The organism is Bradyrhizobium sp. CCBAU 11386 (genome assembly GCF_028128955.1).
Lineage (GTDB): Bacteria > Pseudomonadota > Alphaproteobacteria > Rhizobiales > Xanthobacteraceae > Bradyrhizobium.
In genome coordinates this window covers 1-20286 of the sequence record NZ_LBKA01000175.1, presented here as the reverse complement: position 1 = coordinate 20286, position 20286 = coordinate 1, and the positions used below count along the sequence as shown (strand labels likewise).

At 65.5% G+C, this 20286-nt stretch carries 20 protein-coding genes; 12 read left to right on the top strand and 8 right to left on the bottom strand.

The window, feature by feature from the left end; all coding sequences use genetic code 11:
- Positions 1 to 5: 5 nt before the first annotated feature.
- The 5 genes from XI09_RS11575 to XI09_RS11555 all read right to left on the bottom strand — a co-directional run bounded on the left by XI09_RS11575 (position 6) and on the right by XI09_RS11555 (position 6840).
- Positions 6 to 1784, bottom strand: coding sequence for a flavin-containing monooxygenase (locus XI09_RS11575; RefSeq protein WP_271566950.1), 1779 nt, complete (start codon positions 1782 to 1784; stop codon positions 6 to 8).
- 136 nt (positions 1785 to 1920) lie between these two features.
- Complete coding sequence (locus tag XI09_RS11570) at positions 1921 to 3006, bottom strand: DUF2855 family protein (RefSeq protein WP_271566949.1); 1086 nt, start codon at positions 3004 to 3006, stop codon at positions 1921 to 1923.
- A 99-nt stretch (positions 3007 to 3105) separates the two neighbouring features.
- Positions 3106 to 4632 (bottom strand): acyl-CoA synthetase, encoded by a 1527-nt coding sequence (locus tag XI09_RS11565; protein ID WP_271566948.1) that lies wholly within the window; start codon positions 4630 to 4632, stop codon positions 3106 to 3108.
- Positions 4633 to 4642: 10 nt separating this feature from the next.
- On the bottom strand, positions 4643 to 5827 hold the full coding sequence (locus XI09_RS11560) for an ABC transporter substrate-binding protein (protein WP_271566947.1): 1185 nt from the start codon (positions 5825 to 5827) through the stop codon (positions 4643 to 4645).
- A gap of 38 nt (positions 5828 to 5865) precedes the next feature.
- Positions 5866 to 6840, bottom strand: a complete 975-nt coding sequence (locus tag XI09_RS11555; protein WP_271566946.1) for an NAD(P)H-dependent flavin oxidoreductase — start codon at positions 6838 to 6840, stop codon at positions 5866 to 5868.
- A 180-nt stretch (positions 6841 to 7020) separates the two neighbouring features.
- On the opposite strand from XI09_RS11555, the gene XI09_RS11550 reads away from it, so the two are divergent.
- Positions 7021 to 7908 carry a LysR family transcriptional regulator gene (locus XI09_RS11550; protein ID WP_271566945.1) on the top strand — a complete coding sequence of 296 codons (888 nt, stop codon included), beginning with the start codon at positions 7021 to 7023 and terminating at the stop codon, positions 7906 to 7908.
- A 97-nt stretch (positions 7909 to 8005) separates the two neighbouring features.
- On the opposite strand, the gene XI09_RS11545 is transcribed toward XI09_RS11550, so the two are convergent.
- Positions 8006 to 8659 carry a DNA-3-methyladenine glycosylase family protein gene (locus tag XI09_RS11545; protein WP_271566944.1) on the bottom strand — a complete coding sequence of 218 codons (654 nt, stop codon included), beginning with the start codon at positions 8657 to 8659 and terminating at the stop codon, positions 8006 to 8008.
- A gap of 187 nt (positions 8660 to 8846) precedes the next feature.
- Here XI09_RS11545 and gluQRS point away from each other — a divergent pair, with 187 nt between their 5' ends.
- Both gluQRS and XI09_RS11535 read left to right on the top strand, forming a co-directional pair.
- Positions 8847 to 9719 carry a tRNA glutamyl-Q(34) synthetase GluQRS gene (gene gluQRS, locus XI09_RS11540; RefSeq protein ID WP_271566951.1) on the top strand — a complete coding sequence of 291 codons (873 nt, stop codon included), beginning with the start codon at positions 8847 to 8849 and terminating at the stop codon, positions 9717 to 9719.
- A gap of 104 nt (positions 9720 to 9823) precedes the next feature.
- Complete coding sequence (locus XI09_RS11535; protein ID WP_271566943.1) at positions 9824 to 11101, top strand: ATP-binding protein; 1278 nt, start codon at positions 9824 to 9826, stop codon at positions 11099 to 11101.
- On the opposite strand, the gene XI09_RS11530 is transcribed toward XI09_RS11535, so the two are convergent.
- Positions 11028 to 11921, bottom strand: a complete 894-nt coding sequence (locus XI09_RS11530; protein ID WP_271566942.1) for a YihY/virulence factor BrkB family protein — start codon at positions 11919 to 11921, stop codon at positions 11028 to 11030. The genes XI09_RS11535 and XI09_RS11530 overlap by 74 nt on opposite strands.
- A gap of 332 nt (positions 11922 to 12253) precedes the next feature.
- Here XI09_RS11530 and XI09_RS11525 point away from each other — a divergent pair, with 332 nt between their 5' ends.
- The 6 genes from XI09_RS11525 (at position 12254) to XI09_RS11500 (ending at position 16327) form a co-directional block, all read left to right on the top strand.
- Complete coding sequence (locus XI09_RS11525) at positions 12254 to 12448, top strand: twin transmembrane helix small protein (protein WP_027544319.1); 195 nt, start codon at positions 12254 to 12256, stop codon at positions 12446 to 12448.
- A gap of 2 nt (positions 12449 to 12450) precedes the next feature.
- Complete coding sequence (locus XI09_RS11520; protein WP_271566941.1) at positions 12451 to 13023, top strand: cob(I)yrinic acid a,c-diamide adenosyltransferase; 573 nt, start codon at positions 12451 to 12453, stop codon at positions 13021 to 13023.
- Positions 13024 to 13149: 126 nt separating this feature from the next.
- Positions 13150 to 13899, top strand: coding sequence for an electron transfer flavoprotein subunit beta/FixA family protein (locus XI09_RS11515; protein WP_271566940.1), 750 nt, complete (start codon positions 13150 to 13152; stop codon positions 13897 to 13899).
- Entirely contained in the window at positions 13899 to 14843 is a 945-nt protein-coding gene (locus tag XI09_RS11510; RefSeq protein WP_011084196.1) for an electron transfer flavoprotein subunit alpha/FixB family protein, read from the top strand. Before XI09_RS11515 ends, XI09_RS11510 begins: the two co-directional genes overlap by 1 nt.
- Positions 14844 to 15051: 208 nt before the next feature.
- Complete coding sequence (locus XI09_RS11505; protein WP_271566939.1) at positions 15052 to 15933, top strand: 3-hydroxybutyryl-CoA dehydrogenase; 882 nt, start codon at positions 15052 to 15054, stop codon at positions 15931 to 15933.
- Positions 15934 to 16132: 199 nt separating this feature from the next.
- Positions 16133 to 16327, top strand: coding sequence for a hypothetical protein (locus XI09_RS11500; protein ID WP_027544315.1), 195 nt, complete (start codon positions 16133 to 16135; stop codon positions 16325 to 16327).
- Here XI09_RS11500 and tlpA read toward each other — a convergent pair.
- The gene (tlpA, locus tag XI09_RS11495; RefSeq protein ID WP_027544314.1) at positions 16324 to 16989 is read right to left on the bottom strand and encodes a thiol:disulfide interchange protein TlpA; all 666 of its coding nucleotides are present in this window, start codon (positions 16987 to 16989) and stop codon (positions 16324 to 16326) included. The genes XI09_RS11500 and tlpA overlap by 4 nt on opposite strands.
- A 105-nt stretch (positions 16990 to 17094) precedes the next feature.
- Between tlpA and argH the strand changes: the two genes are divergently transcribed.
- From argH to lysA, 3 genes are all read left to right on the top strand, one after another.
- Entirely contained in the window at positions 17095 to 18492 is a 1398-nt protein-coding gene (gene argH, locus XI09_RS11490; protein WP_271566938.1) for an argininosuccinate lyase, read from the top strand.
- A 93-nt stretch (positions 18493 to 18585) separates the two neighbouring features.
- A complete protein-coding gene (lptM, locus tag XI09_RS11485; RefSeq protein WP_271566937.1) occupies positions 18586 to 18876 on the top strand; it encodes an LPS translocon maturation chaperone LptM in 291 nt (96 codons plus the stop codon).
- A 23-nt stretch (positions 18877 to 18899) separates the two neighbouring features.
- Complete coding sequence (lysA, locus tag XI09_RS11480) at positions 18900 to 20165, top strand: diaminopimelate decarboxylase (protein ID WP_271566936.1); 1266 nt, start codon at positions 18900 to 18902, stop codon at positions 20163 to 20165.
- Positions 20166 to 20286 lie beyond the last annotated feature (121 nt).

The window sequence follows — 20286 nt, the reverse complement described above, 5'->3', positions numbered from 1 at the left end:
GAAGCTCAAGCGGTGCCCACCTCGCGCCCCAAAATCCCTTCCTCGATCGCCTTGATCTGGAGCGCGAGATATTTCGAGTTGATCCGGCACTGCGCGAGGCTGCCGGCGATGAACCAGAGGCCGGGTTGCTTCGTGCGCACATACATGTTGCGCAGCTCAAGGCCTTCGCCAAATCCCCAGACCGGGCCGACGCGGTCGGCGACGCCATCGCCGAACAGCTTTCGCACCAGATATTCCTGCGGCTTGTAGCCGGTCGAGAGCACGATCAGGTCGGCCGGAATGGTCGTGCCGTCCTTCATCCGCGCGCCCTCGGCGGTAAAGCCCTCGATGTCGGAAAACTGCTTCAGCTTGATCGCGCCCTCGACGATGAGGTTGGAGCAGCCGACGTTGAAGTAATAGCCGCCGCCGCGGGTGAGGTATTTGAACTGCCAGCCGGTGCCGGCCTCGCCGAAGTCGAGCTTGAAGCCGACGCGGGAGAGGCCGTCGAGCAGCTCCTTGTCGAGCCCCTTCGACTGCTCCGTCAGCATCACATGGGTCTTCTTCGCGAGCGGCGTCGGCATCGAGGTCGCGATCAGATCGTTGTCCTCGAGCGTGCCCTCATTGTAGGTCGCGTAAGCGAGCTGCGCCGACGGCTCGATATTGGTGACCAGCGTCGGCGAGCGCTGCACCAGCGTCACCTCGGCGCCGCTGGAGTGGAGGTCCTGCGCGATGTCGTGGCCGCTGTTGCCGGTGCCGATGACAATGGCGCGCTTGCCTGCCCAGTTCTCGCCGTCCTCGTAGCGGCTGGAATGCACCAGCGTGCTCTTGAAATTGGCGAGGGTCGGAATGTCTGGAACATTGGCGATGCCGCTGACGCCGGTCGCCATCACCACATGGCGCGGATGCATGGTGCGCTTGCTGCCGTCGGCGCGGCGCAGCGTGACGGTCCAGTGGCCGTTCGCCTCGTCGTAAGAGCCACCTTCGAACTCGGTGCCGGTCCAGAAGTTCAGCTCCATGGCATCGACATAGGCTTCGAACCAGTTCGCGAGCTTGTCCTTGGGAATATAGACCGGCCAGTTCGGCGGAAACGGCATGTAGGGCAGGTGATTGACCTGCACCTGGTTGTGCAGGGTGAGCGCGTGATAGCGCTTGCGCCAATTGTCGCCGACCCGCGCCTCGCGATCGACGATCAAGGTATCGACCTTCAGCTGCTTCAGCCGTGCCGTGATGGCGAGCCCGGCCTGGCCGCCGCCGACCACCAGCACGGCTGGGTCGCGATCGGCGTAGTCGCGCGATGCGTTGCGCTGGTCGAGCCAGTTCGGCCCGCGGAAATCGCGCGAATAGGCCTGGCCGCGTGGCCGCGACGTGCCGAGCTGTTCCTCGAAGCCTTTGAGCTCGTCGAGCGCGGTCAGCAGCGTCCACGCCTTCAACCGGTCGCCGTCGGTGCTATCCGGAACGAGCCGCAGGATGCCGCTGCCGCGGCCGAGCGCGGTCTCGAACTTGAAGATGGCTTCGATGTTGCCGATGCCGGCGCGCGTCACCCAGCGCGGTGGCGCTCGGTTCGGTGCGATCTCGAAATGGGTCGGCGCAGCCTTGGACGCGAGCGCGGCCAACGCCTGCGCGATTGCGCTGCGGCCGGCCAGCGTTTGCAAGTTCCAGCTTAACGCCAGCACATCGCGCCAAAAGCTGTCGGCGAGGAAGAGGCGGTCCAAGACGGCGGCGGGGTCTGGTTTGCCCAGCGCGCCCGCGAATTCATCGAGCCAGGCCTGCGCGGCGACGGAAATATCCTTCGTCCTGTCCAGCATTCGCGACCTCGTGGCCGTCTTCGCGGCGTTTCCTCTGGAGCATGAGCCGGAAAAGTGTGTAGCGGTTTTCCGAAGAGATCATGCTGCAATAGTAGAAGTCGAACGCTATCCTGGATCAGCCCATGCCAAAAGCGCTTTACCCGAGCAGCGAGAGCATGTGGCCCTGCTCAGGCGGAATGCGCCCCTTCAGCGTGTCGAGATAAACTCGCCGCACGGCCTCCGGTCCGCGGCTCTCGACGACGGCGAGGCATCGCTCCAGCCGCGGCGCAAAGCCCGACCATGCCGCGCCAAAGCGCTGCTCGATGCCACCCGGGCCCCATTCCTTCGCCCGCTTGCGAATCTGGTCCGGCGCGAAGAACCAGCGCGGTTTTGCGCCGGGCAGGGCTCCTTCGTCGGCCTCGGTGGCGCGATGCGTCAAACCGACGCGCACCGAGCATTTCATCTGGTCGCCAGAATGCCGGTGCAGTTCGGCGCGCAGGGCGCTGTTGCCGGCCATGTCGACGAAGGCGACCGGCGCATTCGATGGCAAGGACGTCACGCGGTCATAGGTGACGATCTCGTCGTAACATCCGAGCGACGTCACGAAGCCGGTATTCCCGCCTGACGTCAGGCCGATCACCTTGCGGCCGCGCGTGTGCAACAGATGCGCAAGGCCGAACGCGGTCTTGCTCGAGGCGCTCGACAGCAGCACGGTCCGCGCGCCAAAATCATCGTTCTCGGCCAGAAAATCGTCGACCAGGAACGACAGCATGAACAGCGGCCGCAGCAGCGCCTGATAGTCGCCCTGCCGGCCGGCGTAGGCGGGATCGCCGGTGACGCGCGCATAGGCGTTGTAGACCGGCGCCACGCCTTGCCGATGCGAAGCACCGTCGCGCAAGCCACGCTTGCTGACGTCGGTCGCCTCGATGACCAGATGCGTCGCCATCGGGAAGTAGCCGAACAGGCGCTCGCCTGCGGAAACGTTCGAATGCCTGGAGGCGATCACCTCGCCGAAGCCCCATACAGGAATGTTGCCGAAGCCGTTTGGTGCGGGGAAGAGTTGCCAGTATTTCAGCTCGTCGCCGAGCACCGCGTAGGTGATGTTGTTGGCGGTAAAGGCGAAGCGATCGACCTTCACGAGCAGGGCGTCAGGCGGCAGCGCATCCGCGCCGGGAAGCTCGGTCGAGACCACCTTGCACTGGTCGAGGTCATCTTTCGCAACGACGAAGTCGATCGATGTCATGGCCTTGATCCCGGCTCTGTCCGCACCGGCATCTCATCATCCACCGATGATCCTTTTGCAACAGCAACATAGTTTAAAACGTTGTTTTGCCTCCGTTCGTTACGCGCCGGCGCGCGCATGGCCGGCCCAATAGGGCTCCCGCAGCTTGCGCTTAAAGATCTTTCCCGTCGCCTCGCGCGGCAGCGCGTCGCGGAATTCGACGGCCTTCGGCACCTTGAAATTGGCAAGCCGCTCGCGCAGGAACGACTGGACTGCGGCGGACGAGAGCTCGGCACCCGGTTCAGGTTCGACATAGGCGCATAGCCGCTCGCCAAATTCGGCGTCGGGTATGCCGAACACGGCGCAATCGCGCACGCCGGGCATTCCAATCAGCGCGTTCTCGATCTCGGCGGGGTAGATGTTGACTCCGCCGGAGATCACCATGTCGCGCTTGCGGTCGCACAGGAATAAGTAGCCGTCCTCGTCGAGATAGCCGACGTCGCCGACGCTGACGAGACCGTCCCGGCCGGCCTCGGCGCGGGCGTCGGCCTTGCCGTGGTAGTCGAAATCCGGCACCGAGGCCTGCCGCATGTAGATCTCGCCGGGTTCGTTGACGCCGCACGGGCTGCCGTCGGCGCGGAAAATCTTGACGACGCCGCCCTCGATGGCGCGGCCGACGGTGCCGGGCTTCTTCAGTGCCTCCTCGGCGGAATGCCACACCGGAATCCCGGTCTCCGTCGAGCCGAAATATTCGTTGATGACACCTCCCCACCAATCGATCATCGCCCTCTTCACGTCGGGCGGGCAGGGCGCCGCGCCATGAACGACGAAGCGCAGCGAGGACAGATCATGGCGGCGCTTCAGCTCGTCGGGTAGCCGCAGCAGGCGCACGAACATCGTCGGAACCATATGCATGTGCGTGACGCGATGGCGCTCGATCAGTTGCAGCAGGTCCTCGGGATCGAACCGCGGTTCCAGCACGATGGTGCAGCCGCTGCGATAGGCCAGCATGCCGAAGGAGTGCGGGGCGGAATGGTACATCGGGCCGTTCATCAGCACGACCTGCCCCTCGTTCGGCTTGACGCCATAGGCGATCGCCCCGACGCGCTCGGAGGCCGCGACCTGGTCGGGCCGCATCGGCATGCGCCGCACGCCCTTCGGCATGCCCGTGGTGCCCGACGTGTAGAACATCGGCGCACTGCGGCGTGGCGGCTGGGTGAGTTCCGCCTGGCTGTCCCGCCATTTGTCCCAGTCGGTCAATCCGTCTGGGACGTCTGTGAGCTCGGCCGGAATGTCGAACGCCGCAGCGATCTCCGGCGGCGTCGGCACGACCATGAGCGTCAGGCCGTCCGGCAGTCCGTCGCGAATCTGCGGCAGCAGGTCGGCGTGGCAGATCAGGACGTCTGCGCCGCTGTCGGCCAGGATATAGCGGACTTCGGCCGCCTTCAGGTGCCAGTTGATCGGCACCACCGGTCGGCCGAGCGCGGCGGAAGCCGCGACCACCTCGAACAGCGCGAAATCATTGCGCAGCATCATGGCGACCGGCGTGCCCTCGCGCCCACCGAGCGTGTCGAACCCGCCCGCGGCGCGTCTGATCCGCGCATGGATCTCGGGATAATCGATCTGGCGTTCACCACTGATGATCATGGGACATCCTTTAGCGGTCATCGAGAATGTCGCCGAAGGGCACCCAGCTCTTGCCGTTGAAACGGCGGAGCTGCAATTGCTGGAATGGCAAATAGTCGTCCGGACCGGTCGACACGCTCATTCCGGGCAACAGCAGCGGCAGCTTCACCTCTTTCAGCGACGCGGCCTGCTTCATGATGTTGTCGCGGCTGACGTCGTCCTTGCACGCCCTGAGCACCGTCATCAGCAGCGTGGCATAGTGGTAGCCCGCGGCGTAGTTGGAATTGGAGAGATCCGCGGTCGGCATGTATTGCTTCATGAACGCGAAATACTCCTTCACGCCGGGATCGTCGGCCCATTGCGGATCGATCGTGTCCTTCTGGTTGCTCGACGAAATCAGGCCGACCGCGTTGTCGAGCCCCGCCGGCTCCAGGAACGAGATCGAGGAGGCGGAGGTCGGTACGAAGAACAGCTCCGGCTTCCAGCCGATCTCGGCCACGCCCTTGACCATCTGCGAGGTGAACTTGCCGAGCACGACGCCGAACAGCACATTGGCGCCCGAGGCCTTCAGGGTCGAGAGCTGCGAGCTGATCGTGGGCGCGCTGGTCTCGTAGCTCGCTTCCGCGATGATCATGCCGGCCGCCTTGGCGCCGAGCGCACGCTTGAAGCCCGCGACATAGTCGCGGCCGAAATCGTCGTTCTGGGACAGGATCGCGATCTTGGCGTCGGGTTTGGTCTGCATGATGTATTTGGCATAGACCACGCCCTCGGATTCGTAGGCTGCCATGCCGGGCATCGTCCACGGATTCTTCTGCGGATCGGCCCATTTGGTGGCGCCCGAGAGCACGAACAGCTGCGGCACCTTCTTGGCGTTGAGGTAGCGCTGCACGGCGCTATTGGTGGCGGTGCCGAGCGAGCCGAACATCATCAGCACCTCGTCCTGCTCGACCAGCTTGCGGGTTTGCTCGACCGTCTTCGGTGGCGAATACGCATCGTCCAGCGTGATGAACCTGATCTTGCGGCCGTTGATCCCGCCCTCAGTGTTGATCTTTTCGAAGAACGCCTCCTGGGTGCGCCCGATCGCGCCGAAGCCCGATGCCGGACCGCTATAGGGCAAGGTCTGCCCGATCCGGATGTCTTCGGCACTTTGCGCACCGGCGGGGTCTGCGACGAATGTCAGCAGCGCAACGCCAAACAGAGCGGCCGCCCGCATCATGATGTCCTCCTGTCGTTCTTGTTGGTTGGGCCGGGACGTCAGGCGCTGGCGCGCTCCAGCAAATCCTGTCGTGCCTGGTCGAACTCCCGCTTCATCCGGTCGACGAGCTCGGCGACCGGCGGCGCGTCGGTGATCTGGCCGATGCCCTGGCCCGATCCCCAGATGTCGCGCCACGCCTTGGATTTCATGTTGCCGCCGGAGCCGAAATTCATCTTCGATTTGTCGGCGGCCGGGAGATTGTCCGGATCGAGCCCGGCGGCGGCGATCGAGGGTCCCAGATAATTGCCGTGCACGCCGGTGAACAGATTGGTGTAGACGATGTCGTGCGCGGCGTGCTGCGTCAGCGCCGACTTGTAGGCTTCGTCGGCGTTGGCTTCCTTCGTGGCGATGAAGCGCGTGCCCATATAGGCGAGGTCGGCGCCTAGCGTCAGCGCGGAGGCGATGCCAAAACCGTCGCTGATCGCGCCCGACAGCAGGATGGCGCCATCGAACCATTGCTTGACCTCGCGCACCAGCGCGAACGGCGACAGCGTGCCGGCATGGCCGCCGGCACCGGCGCACACCAGGATCAGCCCGTCGACGCCTTGCTCCGCGGCCTTGCGCGCGTGCTTGACGTTGATGACGTCGTGGAACACCAGCCCGCCATAGGAGTGCGCAGCTTCGACGATCTCGGCCGGCGGCCGCAGCGAGGTGATGATGATGGGCGTCCTGTGCTTCACGCAGGTCTCCATGTCCTTCATCAGCCGGTCGTTGGAGGCGTGGCAGATCTGGTTGACCGCGTAGGGTGCGACCTTCTTGCCGGGATTGCGTGATTTGTATTCGCCGAGCTCATCCTCGATACGGCTCAGCCACTCGTCGAGCTTCTCGACCGGACGGGCGTTGAGTGCGGGGAACGAGCCGACGACGCCCGCCTTGCACTGGGCGATCACCAGCTCCGGTCCGGAGACGAGGAAGAGTGGCGAGCCGACCACGGGCAGCTCGAGCGAATCCTTCAAGAGAGCGGGCAGCGCCATGATGTCCTCCTGGAAGCGCGCCCCGCCGGCATGCGGATGACGAGGCGTTTCCCTGTTGATTGTCGCCGGCGGCTCGCCGGCCCGCGTTTGCGGATTTGGCACCACTATAAGGGTTGGAGAGCGAGCTCCGATCGTTCAATATTGAACGCATTACTATTCAGATATGAACAGGGGCTGCCGATGGACTGGGACCTTTGCAAGACCTTCGTCGCGGTCGCCGATACCGGCAGCTTCACCGCGGCGGCACGCCGGCTGCACACCAGCCATCCGACCGTCAGCCGCAAGATCGCTGCGCTGGAAGCCCAGCTCGGCACCCGATTGCTGGCGCGCGCCGCCGACGGCCTGGCGCTGACCGCGGATGGAAGGACGCTGCGCGAGCATGCCGAGGCGATGGCGGCGGCGGCGCTGCGGGCGGAGACGGCGGTCTCGGCGGGAGGCCACAAGGCGCGCGGCACTGTCAAGTTGTCGATCGGCGCGACGCTGGCCTCGCATTGGCTGATGCCGCACCTGCCTGCGTTCCTGGGCGCGCATGATCACATCCAGCTCGAGATCATCACCCATCCGTTTCCGGCGAGCGTGCGCCGGCGCGAGGCGGACGTGGTGCTGCGGCCGTTCGACAGCGGCGAGGAAAACCTGGTCGGGCGCAAGATCGGCCGTCTCGGCACCGGATTCTATGCCTCGTGCGACTATGCCGGCGGGCGGTCCTTGCCGGAACGGCGCGGCGAGTGGAAAGGGCACAGCGTCATCGGTTTCGCCGACCAGACGTCCAATGTCCAGCTTGCGCGCTGGAGCGACGTCGTCACGCGTCAGGCCAGGGTCGTGATGCGCTGCTCGTCCCAGGGCGACATGCTGGCGGCGGTCCGCGCCGGCATCGGAATCTCCGCGCTGTCGTGCTTCGTCGCCGAAAGCTATCCCGATCTCGTGCGCGTTGCGCCGCAGAAGCTCGCGAGCGTGGCGGACCTGTGGCTGCTGGCCCATCCCGATCTCGTCGAACTGCCGGCGGTGCGCGCCGTGATCGATTTCGTCGCCGAATGTGCCCGGGCCGACCGCGCGAGGCTACGGGGCTAGAGCATGATCCGGAAAAGTGTGCAGCGGTTGTCCGAAAAGATCATGCTCAAACAAAAACCCTGAGCGCGATGACGATTTAGCCCGATCTCATCGCGCTTCAGGCCTGACCGGCGATGACGCCCTCGCGCTTCTTCACCGCGCGGTAATAGCTCCACCACAGATGCGCCGCCGCACCGCGCAGCGGACGCCAGGGTTCGGCGAGCGGCGCCATCTGCTTCTCCGTGGGCCGTGCCTCGAGGCCGAGGCCGATCTTGATGCCCTCCTGCACCGCGAGGTCGCCGGCCGGCCAGGCATCGCCGTGGCCGAGGCAAAACAGGAGATAGACGTCCGCCGTCCACGGTCCGATGCCGGGCAGCGAGATCAGCGTGTGATGCGCGGCGTCGGCATCTTCTTCGGCGAGCACGTCGAGGTTCAGCCGCTCCGCCGTGATCTCGCGCGCAAGATGCTTCAGCGTCTTGATCTTGGCGGCGGACAGGCCAAGCCGTCCCAGCCGGTCGGTGCGCGCGCGGCGCACTGCCTCATGATCGAACGGATCGAAGGCGGCGGACAGGCGTCCCCAGATCGCCGCGGCGCTCGCGGTCGAGAGCTGCTGCCCGCAGACGATATGCGCGAGCCCGGTGAAGCCCGGTTCGCGTCGCCGCAAGGCCGGCATGCCCGCAGCCGCAAGCACGGGCTTGAGCCGCGGGTCGCGCTTCACCAGCGCCTGGACGGCCTCTTCGAGATCGGACTGGGTTTCGAGGTGGATGGTCATCGGGATTCAGCAAACTCTTTCCGGCGTCATGGCCGGGCTTGGCCCGGCCATCCACGTCTTTCTAACCGTGCATCATCATTAGCATGAGTGGGGTCATCCTGTTTGTCCGCGACCTTGACACGGTCGGGATGTGACACCGAAGAACGTGGATGGCCGGGACAAGCCCGGCCATGACGAGATAGGTCGCATGTCGCCACCCGTTTTCCGATTTGCCCCCAGCCCGAACGGCTTCCTGCATCTCGGCCACGCCTATTCGGCGCTGCTCAACTTCGACCGCGCGCGCGAGGCTGGCGGGCGGCTGTTGCTGCGGATCGAAGACATCGACGCGACGCGCTGCCGGCCTGAGTATGAGGCGGCGATCTACGAAGATATCGCCTGGCTCGGCATTGCCTGGGAAACACCGGTGCGGCGGCAGTCGGAGCATCTTTCCGATTACCGCGCCGCACTGGACAAGCTCTCTGCGCTCGGCCTCGTCTATCCCGCCTTCGAAAGCCGCGCCGAGATCGCAAAGCTGGTCGCCGCGCGCGAGGGCCATGGGCCGTGGCCGCGCGATCCCGACGGCGCGCCGCTTTACCCCGGAGACGCCAAGTCGCTGTCCGCCGGCGAGCGGGCACGGCTGATCACATCCGGCGCGCCTTATGCGCTCCGGCTCGACATGGCGGCTGCCTGCCGGCACGTTGCCAGCCTGGCCTGGCATGAGCTGGGCGAGGGGCCCGACGGCGAGCGCGGCGTCGTTCCGGCGCAGCCCGAGGCCTGGGGAGACGTGATCCTGGCCCGCAAGGAGACGCCGACCAGCTACCATTTGTCCGTGGTCGTCGACGACGCCCTCCAGGGGATCAGCGAGGTGGTGCGCGGCCAGGACCTGCTTCACGCCACCTCCGTCCACCGCCTGCTGCAAACCCTGCTTGGCCTGCCGGAACCCGCCTACCGCCACCACGCCCTGATTCGGGACGAAGCCGGGCGGAAGCTGTCGAAATCGACCCGCTCGACCGGCCTGCGGGAGTTGCGCGACGCTGGTGCATTGCCCGCCAGCATCCGCCGTCTGGTGGGATTAGGTTAAGTTTCTCTGGGGTTTAGCCAAACACCGCCGTGACTCCGGGCGTTCCGCCGTGCCATGCTTGTCGGACGGCCCGGGGTTCGAAGGGGATACTTCGAAGGGGAATTATGGCGGCGAAAACGCGGGCAGCGCGCACCACGCGGACGTCCAGGCGACTGCCTCGGAAGCGGTCCGGGGCGGCCGGAAAGGTGCGCAAGCGCAGCACCACCAAGGCGGTCACGCCGGACGTGGTCCAGGCGGCGCTTGCCGCCTTTGCCCATGAGGTCCGCACCCCCCTGACCGGTATTCTCGCGATCAGCGACCTGCTCGCGACCTCGGATCTCGGGGAGCGGGAACGACGCTGGGCTGACACCATCAAGGCCGGCGCCGAGCATCTGGCGAGCCTCGCCACCCTGTTCGTGGACGCCGCCCGGACCGGCAAGGGGTCTGGAAAGAGCGGCAGCGCGCTGCGGCAGGACCTGTTCGACCTGCGGGCGCTGGCCCGCAGCGCCGGCGATTCGCTGGCCGGGCGCGCCGCGGCCAAGGGCCTCCAGGCCCAGGTCGAACTCTCCGAAAAGCTGCCGGGGCTGGTGGTCGGCGATCCCGTCCGCCTGCGCGCCGCACTCGAGAACCTGATCGACAATGCCGTGAAGTTCACCGACCGGGGCGGCGTGGCGCTCGTGGTCGCGCCCTGGCGTCCGGCCAAAGGCAAGAAAAAAGACAAGACGAAGGGCAGGGTTGGCGTCGCCTTCGCGGTGTCCGACAGCGGCATCGGCCTGACCATGGCCGAGATCAAGCGGCTGTTCCGTCCGTTCACCCAGGCCAATGTCACCATCGCCTCGCGCTTCGGCGGCGCCGGGCTCGGACTATCCTCGGTGAAGCAGCTGGCGCGCGCGATGGGCGGCGACATCTCGGTCGCACCGCGCCGCGGCGGCGGCGCCACCTTCACGTTGACGGTGTCGCTGGACGCGGCGGGACCGGCCAGGTCCCGCAAGGCGAAGGGCGAGGCCGAGGCCGATGCGGCGGCCGCGCTGCGCGTGCTCAGCGTCGAGGACAATCCGTTCGGTCGCGTCGTGCTCAACACCATCTTGACCGAGCTCGGCCATCATGCCGAGTTCATCGGACGCGGCGAGGATGCAGTGAACCGGCTCGCGCAGGGGGCCTTCGACGCGGTGCTGATGGACATGGTGCTGCCGGGCATCGACGGCGTCGAGGCCATCCGGCGGATCCGCACCATGCCGGCGCCGCTCGCTCGAATCCCCATCATCGGCGTCTCCGGGCGCGGCGAGGACGAGGCGGCCTCGCGCGAGGCGGGCGCCGACGCCTTCCTGGTCAAGCCCGTGTCTCCGCGTGCTTTAGCGACTGCGCTGCTTGTAGCGACACGCCGTGAGGAAGCCGCGACTTGATGATCGCGGCGTTGAGCTCGCCGCCGTAGACGAAGATCGCGGCGATGAAATACAGAAACACCAGCGCGATGATCACCGAGGCCAGCCCCGCATACATCGTCACGTAATTGTTGGCGAAGCGCGCCAGATATTGCCCGAACACGATGCCCGAGATCAGCGACGCCACCATGGTGAAGACGATACCGGGCAGGATCTGGAGGAAGCTGCGCCGCCCCGCCGGCAGCCACGCATGCAGGATGATCAGCGCCACCACCAGCGCGCCGATGGTGATGCCGTAGCGCAGCCAGGTGAGGATGCTCTCGTTGGACTCGACGAACAGCGGGATGTGGCGCCGCGTCGCCTCGATGATGAGCGGGCCGAGCACGATCAGGAACGCCATGGCAAGCGCGGTGAAGGCCGCAACCAGCGTATAGCCGATCGATTCCAGCCGCAGCCAATACCAGCGCCGCATCTCCACCACCGCATAGGCGCGGTTGAGCGCGACGCGGAGCGCCTCGACGCCGTTCGAGGCGAAATAGACCGACAGCGCCGCGCCGATGGTCAGCACGCCGGTGCGGGTCGTGGTCAGCACGTCGTGGATCTCGCCGGAAAGACTGTCGGAGACCTGCTTGGGCCAGACCTCGAGCATCAGGCTGGCGGCCTGGTCGGCGAGCTCCTTGGAACCGAAGAAGCCGGCGAGCGAGGTCAGCACGATGAGGAACGGGAACAGCGCCATCAGCGTCGACAGCGCGATGTGGCTCGCGATCGCCCAGCCGTCATCGGCCAGGAACGTGTAGAACGCATCCATCACGACGACGTAGATGTAGCGGATGGCTTTCACGGCTGGCCCTGTACTGCTCCCTTTCCCTCCTTGCGGGGAGAGACGAAGAAGGCTTGCGATGGACGCAAATCGGAAATCATCCAGCCAGCTTCTGATATTATTGGCCTAAAAGCCAGATCGCGAACCAACCCAGTCGTCATTCCGGGGCGATGTGACGGGACCGCGCAAAGCGCGACCCGGAGCATCGAGCCCGGAATCCATTTCACCGCGCGTGACGCTGCTGGATGGATTCCGGGCTCGCGCCACCGGGCCGCGTTGCGGACCCGTTGGCGCGCCCCGGAATGACGGGTGGGGAGATGGCGGACCGGCGCGCACGGTGTTATCTACCCCCGATGGCATCTATCCTGAGTACTTTCATCCTGCCGGCGGCAGCCGGCGCCGTGGCGTTGGTGCTGCTGCTCGGTCTCGTCAACATGATGCGCGGCGGCTCGCCCAACACCTCGCAGAAGCTGATGCGTTGGCGCGTGCTGCTTCAGTTCGTGGCGATTGTCATTGCCATGATCGCGGTCTGGGCGATGGGGCGGTAAACATGGTTGTACTGAATCGCATCTATACGAAGACTGGTGACGACGGCACGACAGCGCTCGGCTCGGGCGAACGCCGTCCGAAATACGATCTGCGCATCGAGGCTTATGGCACGGTGGACGAGACCAATGCCGCGATCGGCGTCGTGCGTCTCCATACCCGTGATACGCCCGAGCTCGATGCGATGCTCGGCCGCATCCAGAACGATCTGTTCGATCTCGGCGCCGACCTCGCGGTGCCGGAGCGGGAAGGCAAGGCGGAACGGCTGCGGGTGGTGGCAAGCCAGGTCGAGCGGCTCGAACACGACATCGACGCGCTCAACGACAAGCTCGCGCCGCTCACCTCTTTCGTGCTGCCCGGCGGCACACCCGCCGCCGCCTACCTCCATGTCGCACGCACGATATGCCGCAGGGCGGAACGCGTGATGGTGGAACTGGCGGCCCAGCCGGGCGAGCCGGTCGGCGCCGCTGGCATCCAATATATGAATCGCCTGTCGGACTTCCTGTTCGTGGCCAGCCGCGCAGCTAACCATAACGGCGCCGGCGACGTGCTCTGGGTTCCGGGCCAGAATCGCTGACCCATTAGAGCGGCTCATTTCTAAGGTCTAAAATTTGGCCTCTTCGCGCGTTGACCGGGCCGGGTCAGGCCTTTAGGTTCCGCGCCAGTTGATAACCCCCCTCCCAAATTGAGTGAAAGAGGATCGATGAAGGTCTTAGTGCCGGTAAAGCGGGTGGTCGATTACAACGTCAAGGTCCGCGTCAAGGGCGATGGATCGGGCGTTGAACTCGCCAACGTCAAGATGTCGATGAACCCGTTCGACGAAATCGCGGTCGAGGAAGCGCTGCGCCTGAAGGAAAGTGGCAAGGCCACCGAGGTCGTGGTGGTTTCCATCGGACCTGCGCAGGCGTCGGAGACGATCCGCACCGGTCTTGCCATGGGCGCCGATCGCGGCATCCTGGTGAAGGCCGAGGGTGCCGTCGAGCCGCTCGCCGTCGCCAAGATCCTGAAGAAGATCGCTGAGGAAGAGCAGCCGGGCCTGATCATCCTCGGCAAGCAGGCGATCGACGACGACAGCAATCAGACTGGCCAGATGCTGGCCGCGCTGCTCGGCTGGTCGCAGGCGACGTTCGCCTCGAAGCTCGAGGTCGAAGGCTCCGACTTCAAGGTCACCCGCGAAGTCGACGGCGGTCTCCAGACCGTGAAGCTGAAGGGACCGGCTATTGTCACCACCGACCTGCGTCTCAACGAGCCGCGTTACGCCTCGCTGCCCAACATCATGAAGGCCAAGAAGAAGCCGATCGCGGAGAAGACCGTCGCCGATTACGGCGTCGACGTCACCGCGCGCCTCGAGGTTCTCAAGACGACCGAGCCGGCGGGCCGCAAGGCGGGCGTCAAGGTCAAGGACGTCGCCGAGCTGGTGTCGAAACTCAAGAACGAAGCCGGGGTGCTCTGATGACGACGCTTCTGATTGCCGAACACGACAACGCGTCGTTGAAGGATGCGACCAACAAGGCCCTGACCGCGGCCGCCGCGCTCGGTGCGGACGTCGAGGTGCTGGTGGCCGGCGAGGGTGCCAAGGCCGCGGCGGACGCCGCCGCCAAGCTCGCAGGCGTGAAGAAGGTGCTGCTCGCCGATGGCGCGCTTTACGCGCACGATCTTGCCGAGCCGCTGGCCGCGCTGATCGTCTCGCTGGCCCCGTCCTATGATGCGATCGTCGCGCCCGCGACCTCGCGCTTCAAGAACGTGATGCCGCGCGTCGCAGCCCTGCTCGACGTCATGCAGGTCTCCGAGATCATCAAGGTGGTCGCCCCCGACACCTATGAGCGTCCGATCTATGCCGGCAACGCCATCCAGACGGTGAAGTCGAAGGACGCCAAGAAGGTCATCACGGTGCGGACCTCCACCTTCGCCGCGGCAGGCGAAGGCGGCAGCGCGCCGGTCGAGAGCGTTCAGGCTGCGGCCGATCCGGGCCTGTCGTCCTTCGTTGGCGAGGAGGTCGCCAAGAGCGACCGTCCCGAGCTGACCTCGGCGAAGATCATCGTCTCCGGTGGCCGTGCCATGCAGAGCCGCGAGAATTTCGCCAAATACATCGAGCCGCTCGCCGACAAGCTCGGCGCCGGCGTCGGTGCCTCGCGCGCGGCGGTGGACGCCGGCTATGCGCCGAACGACTGGCAGGTCGGCCAGACCGGCAAGGTCGTCGCCCCCGAGCTCTATGTCGCGGTGGGCATTTCCGGCGCGATCCAGCATCTGGCCGGCATGAAGGACTCCAAGGTCATCGTCGCGATCAACAAGGACGAGGACGCGCCGATCTTCCAGGTCGCCGATTACGGCCTGGTCGCCGACCTCTACCAGGCGGTTCCGGAGCTGACGGCCGAACTCGGCAAGCTCGGCAAGTAAAAGACGTTCAAAACACCGGCCGGAGGTATAAACTCCGGCCGGTGTTTCATTTTTGAGGCGTTTTCTTTGGCGTGGGGCACGCCGGGGGAGCGATCCAATCTAGGTTTCGAGCCGAGGTTCTGATTAAATCACGGTTCTGATCAAATCAGACCTCCCGGCTTGGGGGATAGGCAGGCGCGATATGCGCGCCGTTCCGGTGGATGACATTATGGCGGCAGTGATCAAGAAGGTCGGCGTGATCGGCGCGGGGCAGATGGGCAATGGCATCGCGCATGTTGCGGCGCTGGCTGGCTTCGACGTGGTGCTCAACGACGTTTCGGCCGATCGCCTCAAGTCGGGCATGGCCACCATCAACGGCAATCTGGCCCGCCAGGTCTCCAAGAAAGTCGTCACCGAGGAGGCCAAGTCCAAGGCGCTGTCGCGCATCGTGGCCGCCGAGAAGCTCGACGACCTCGCCGACTGCGATCTCGTGATCGAGACCGCGGTCGAGAAGGAGGAGGTCAAGCGCAAGATCTTCCACGAGCTCTGCGCCGTGTTGAAGCCCGAGGCGATCGTCGCCTCGGATACGTCCTCGATCTCGATCACGCGCCTTGCCGCCGCCACCGACCGGCCCGAGCGCTTCATCGGCATTCACTTCATGAATCCGGTGCCGCTGATGGAGCTGGTGGAGCTGATCCGCGGCATCGCCACCGACGATGCGACCTTCGAGGCGTCCAAGGAATTCGTCGCCAAGCTCGGCAAGCAGGTCGCAGTCTCCGAGGATTTCCCGGCCTTCATCGTCAACCGCATCCTGCTGCCGATGATCAACGAGGCGATCTACACGCTGTACGAAGGCGTCGGCAACGTCGAGGCGATCGACGCGGCGATGAAGCTCGGGGCGCACCATCCGATGGGCCCGCTCGAGCTTGCCGATTTCATCGGCCTCGATACCTGCCTGTCGATCATGCAGGTGCTGCACGAGGGCCTCGCCGACTCCAAGTACCGTCCGTGCCCGCTCTTGGTGAAATACGTCGAGGCCGGCTGGCTCGGCCGCAAGACCCAGCGCGGCTTCTACGACTACCGCGGCGCCAAGCCGGTTCCGACGCGATAAGGCAGTCTCGTGCCTCGGACGCTGCGCAGCGCGTCAGTATCGTAGGGTGGGCAAAGCGAAGCGTGCCCACCGCTTATATCCAATTTGAAAGATGGTGGGCACGGCGCAAGTGCGCCTTTGCCCACCCTACGGCTCCGTGACAATTCATGTCGCGTTAACCGCTCGCGCCTAGGCTGCGCTCGGTACGAGGGTTCGCGTAATGGACATGATGGCGATGGTCAGCACCATGCTGGCCGCTCAGCAAGGCGCGTTGCAGTCGAATATCGCGGCGACGCTGACCAAGCAGAACATGGATATGGAGAAATCCACCGTCCTGACGCTGATGGGCGCCGGCCAGCCCTCGCTCGCCAATGTCGGCGCGGGTGTCGGCAATAATCTGAACGTCACCGCTTAGAGCGACGCGGCGGCCTTGCCCGTCGCAGCCCGGATCAGCTTGAGCGCATCCTCGCTCGCCCATTCCGCCGGTCCCGCGATCGTCGCGATCTCGCAACCCTGCGGGTCGACCAGCACCGAGGTCGGCATGCCCAGGGCCCGGCCTATGGCCTTAAGATCCTGGAAAACCTTGGCTTTCTGATCGTTGAAATAGCCGAGCCGGGTCAGATTGGCCTCTTTCAGGAAGGTCTTGGGCTTCTCCGGGTCGCGGGTGTCGATATTGATCGCTACCACCTCGAAATTCGGGCCCGAAAGCTTGCCCTGGAGCTCGTCCAGCGCCGGCATTTCCTTCCGGCAGGGCACGCACCAGGTGGCCCAGAGGTTCACCAGCAGGGTCTTGCCGCGGAAATCGGACAGCTTTTTCGGCTTGCCGTCGGCGTCCTCGAAAGCGAGGTCGGGCAGCTTCAAGGGCGCGCTCGCCATGGTCAGCGCCGCCACCTCGCCATGGGCGAGCGGGGCGATTTTCTGCGCCGTAGCCACTGCCGCCCGGCAGGCCGGATCGCCTGTAGGCGCCCGGCTCAGGCCCAGCCCGTACAGCGCAGCGAAGCCGGCCAGCCCGCCGACCGCCACGGTGGCGATGACGAGGGGGATCCGGCGCGTGGCGGAGGGCTTCGTGTCGAGCATATCGTTTGTCATCCGGTCGCAGATATGGCTATCAGGGGCCTCTTAATACGGCTGGCGGCGGCCAGCAAACGTGGCCAGCGACAAGCAAGGCGTGAGCAGGGGATCATGAGCAACAAGATGTGGGGCGGCCGGTTCTCGGAACGTCCCGATGAGATCATGGAAGAGATCAACGTCTCCATCGACGTCGATCGTCACCTCTTTGCCCAGGACATTGCCGCGTCCAAGGCCCACGCCGCGATGCTTGCCACGCAGGGCATCATCACGGCCTCTGATGCGAAAAATATCGGCAAGGGTCTAGACACGATTTTGTCAGAGATCGGCAAGGGCGGCTTCACGTTCAAGCGCGCGCTTGAGGACATTCACATGAATGTCGAGAGCCGCCTGTCCGAGCTGATCGGCCCCGCCGCCGGCCGGCTGCACACCGCGCGCTCGCGCAACGACCAGGTCGCCACCGACTTCCGTCTGTTCGTCCGCGACGTCATCGACGAGACCGATGCGGCGCTCGCCGCGTTTCAGCAGGCGCTGGTCGAGCGTGCATTGGAGCATGCCGGCACCGTGATGCCCGGCTTCACGCATCTTCAGACCGCGCAGCCCGTGACCTTCGGCCATCACCTGCTCGCCTATGTCGAGATGGCCGCGCGCGACCGCGGCCGTTTCCAGGACGCGCGCAAGCGGCTCAATGAATCGCCGCTCGGCGCCGCCGCGCTCGCCGGCACCTCGTTCCCGATCGATCGCCACGCGACCGCAAAGGCGCTTGCCTTCGACCGGCCGATGGCGAACTCGCTCGATGCGGTCTCCGACCGCGACTTCGTGCTGGAGACGTTGTCGGCAGCCTCGATCTGCGCCGTGCACATGTCGCGCTTTGCCGAGGAGATCGTGATCTGGACCTCGCCGCTGGTGGGCCTCATCCGGCTCAGCGACAAGTTCACCACCGGCTCCTCGATCATGCCGCAGAAGCGCAACCCGGATGCCGCCGAGCTCGTGCGCGCCAAGACCGGCCGCGTCATCGGCGCGCTCAACGGTCTGCTGATCGTGATGAAGGGTCTGCCGCTCGCCTATCAAAAGGACATGCAGGAGGACAAGCAGGGCGCCATGGAGGGCTTTGCCGCGCTGTCGCTCGCGATCCGTGCCATGACCGGCATGGTCCGCGATCTCGTGCCCGATGAAGTGAAGATGAGGCTTGCTGCCGGCGAGGGCTACGCCACCGCGACCGATCTCGCCGACTGGCTGGTGCGGACGCTGAAGATGCCGTTCCGCGAGGCCCACCACGTCACCGGCCGCATCGTGGCCAAGGCGGCCGAGGGCGCCGTGGCGCTGCACGAGCTGCCGCTGAAGGAGATGCAGGCGATCGAGCCCAGGATCACCAAGGATGTGCTCGGCGTGCTCTCGGTCGAATCGTCGGTGAAGAGCCGGACCAGCTTTGGCGGCACCGCGCCGAAGAACGTGGCCTCCCAGGCCAAGGCGTGGCTGAAGCGGCTGGAAAAAGAGCGAAAATTGGGCTGAGGGCAAAATTTCGCTTATGTTTCATGGTCATCCGGCTCTCGCCAGAGCGCGCCAATCTCTGTATGGTGCGGCCCGCGTAGTGGGGATTTCGTCGTGACGTCAAAGTTTCGCCCGGCCGGCTCGGGGTGGGCCATCATTGTCTTGAGCCTGACGGCGCTCGCGCTTGCCGGCTGCGGCCGCAAGGGCCCGCTGGATTTGCCGCCGACCGCCTCCAACGCGCCCGTGGCCAACGGTGCTGCGCCGACCGACACCGAGACCGAAGCCCAGAAGACGCCGAGCGTGTTCAACCCCACCTACGGGGCCGACGCCGCCCCCGCGGCGTCCAAGGGCAGGAAGAAACCGTTTATTCTCGACCCGCTCCTGGACGACAAGCCCAGCAGATAGGCTGGGGCAACTGAGCCAACGCCATGAACCATTTCGACTATCGCAACGGCGTACTGCACGCCGAGGCGGTGAACCTGTCCGAGCTGGCCGCAACCGTCGGCACGCCGTTCTATTGCTATTCGACCGCAACGCTGGAGCGGCATTACCGCGTCTTCGCCGATGCTTTCGCCGGCGAGAAGGTGCTGGTCTGCTACGCCATGAAGGCGAACTCCAACCAGTCGGTGCTGCGTACGCTCGCCAAGCTTGGCGCCGGCGCCGACGTGGTCTCCGGCGGTGAGTTGAAGCGTGCGCTGGCCGCGGGCATTCCCGCACGCAAGATCCTGTTCTCCGGCGTCGGCAAGACGGAAGAAGAGCTGCGCGCTGCGCTCGCCGCCGACATCCTCTGCCTCAACGTCGAATCCGAGCCGGAGCTCGAGCTGTTGTCGCGCCTTGCGACCGAGATGGGCAAGACCGCGCGGATTTCCGTGCGCGTCAATCCCGATGTCGACGCCGGCACGCATGCCAAGATCTCCACCGGCAAGTCCGAGAACAAGTTCGGCATCCCGATCGCGCATGCCCGCGAGGTCTATGCGCGCGCGGCGAAGCTGCCCGGGATCCAGGTGACCGGCACCGACGTGCATATCGGCAGCCAGATCACCGACCTGTCCAAGATGGAGACGGCGTTTCGCATCCTCTCCGAATTCGTGCAGACGCTGCGTTCCGACGGCCACGACATCTCGCATGTCGATTTCGGCGGTGGCCTCGGCATTCCCTATTACATGGACCGCGAGGCGCCCCCGGCGCCCGATGCCTATGCCGCCATGGTCAAGCGCGTCAGCCATAATCTCGGCTGCACGCTGATGTTCGAGCCGGGCCGCATGATCGTCGGCAATGCCGGCATCCTGGTCGCCAAGGTGATCTATGTGAAGCACGGCGACGGCAAGAATTTCGTCATCATCGACGCCGCGATGAACGACCTGATCCGCCCGACGCTGTATGAAGCCCATCACGACATCCTGCCGGTGACGCAGCCGGCCAGGGATGCGGCGACGATGGTGGCCGATGTCGTCGGCCCGGTCTGCGAGACCGGCGACTATCTCGCGCTCGACCGCACGCTGCCGACGCCGAAGGCGGGCGATCTCCTCGCCATCATGACATCAGGCGCCTACGGCGCGGTGCAGGCCGGCACCTACAACACGCGGCCGCTGGTGCCGGAGGTGCTGGTGAAGGGCGACCAGTACGCCGTGGTGCGCCCGCGCATCGAGGTCGAGCAGCTGATCGCGATGGACACGCCGGCGCCGTGGCTGTGAGGCGCGTGAGGGGCGGTAAGGTCGCGCCTCATACTCGCTGTCGTCCCGGCGAAGGCCGGGACCCATATGTGGACGGCCCCCGTGGCACAAGAGGTTTGGCGGTCTGATCGGATCGCTTGCA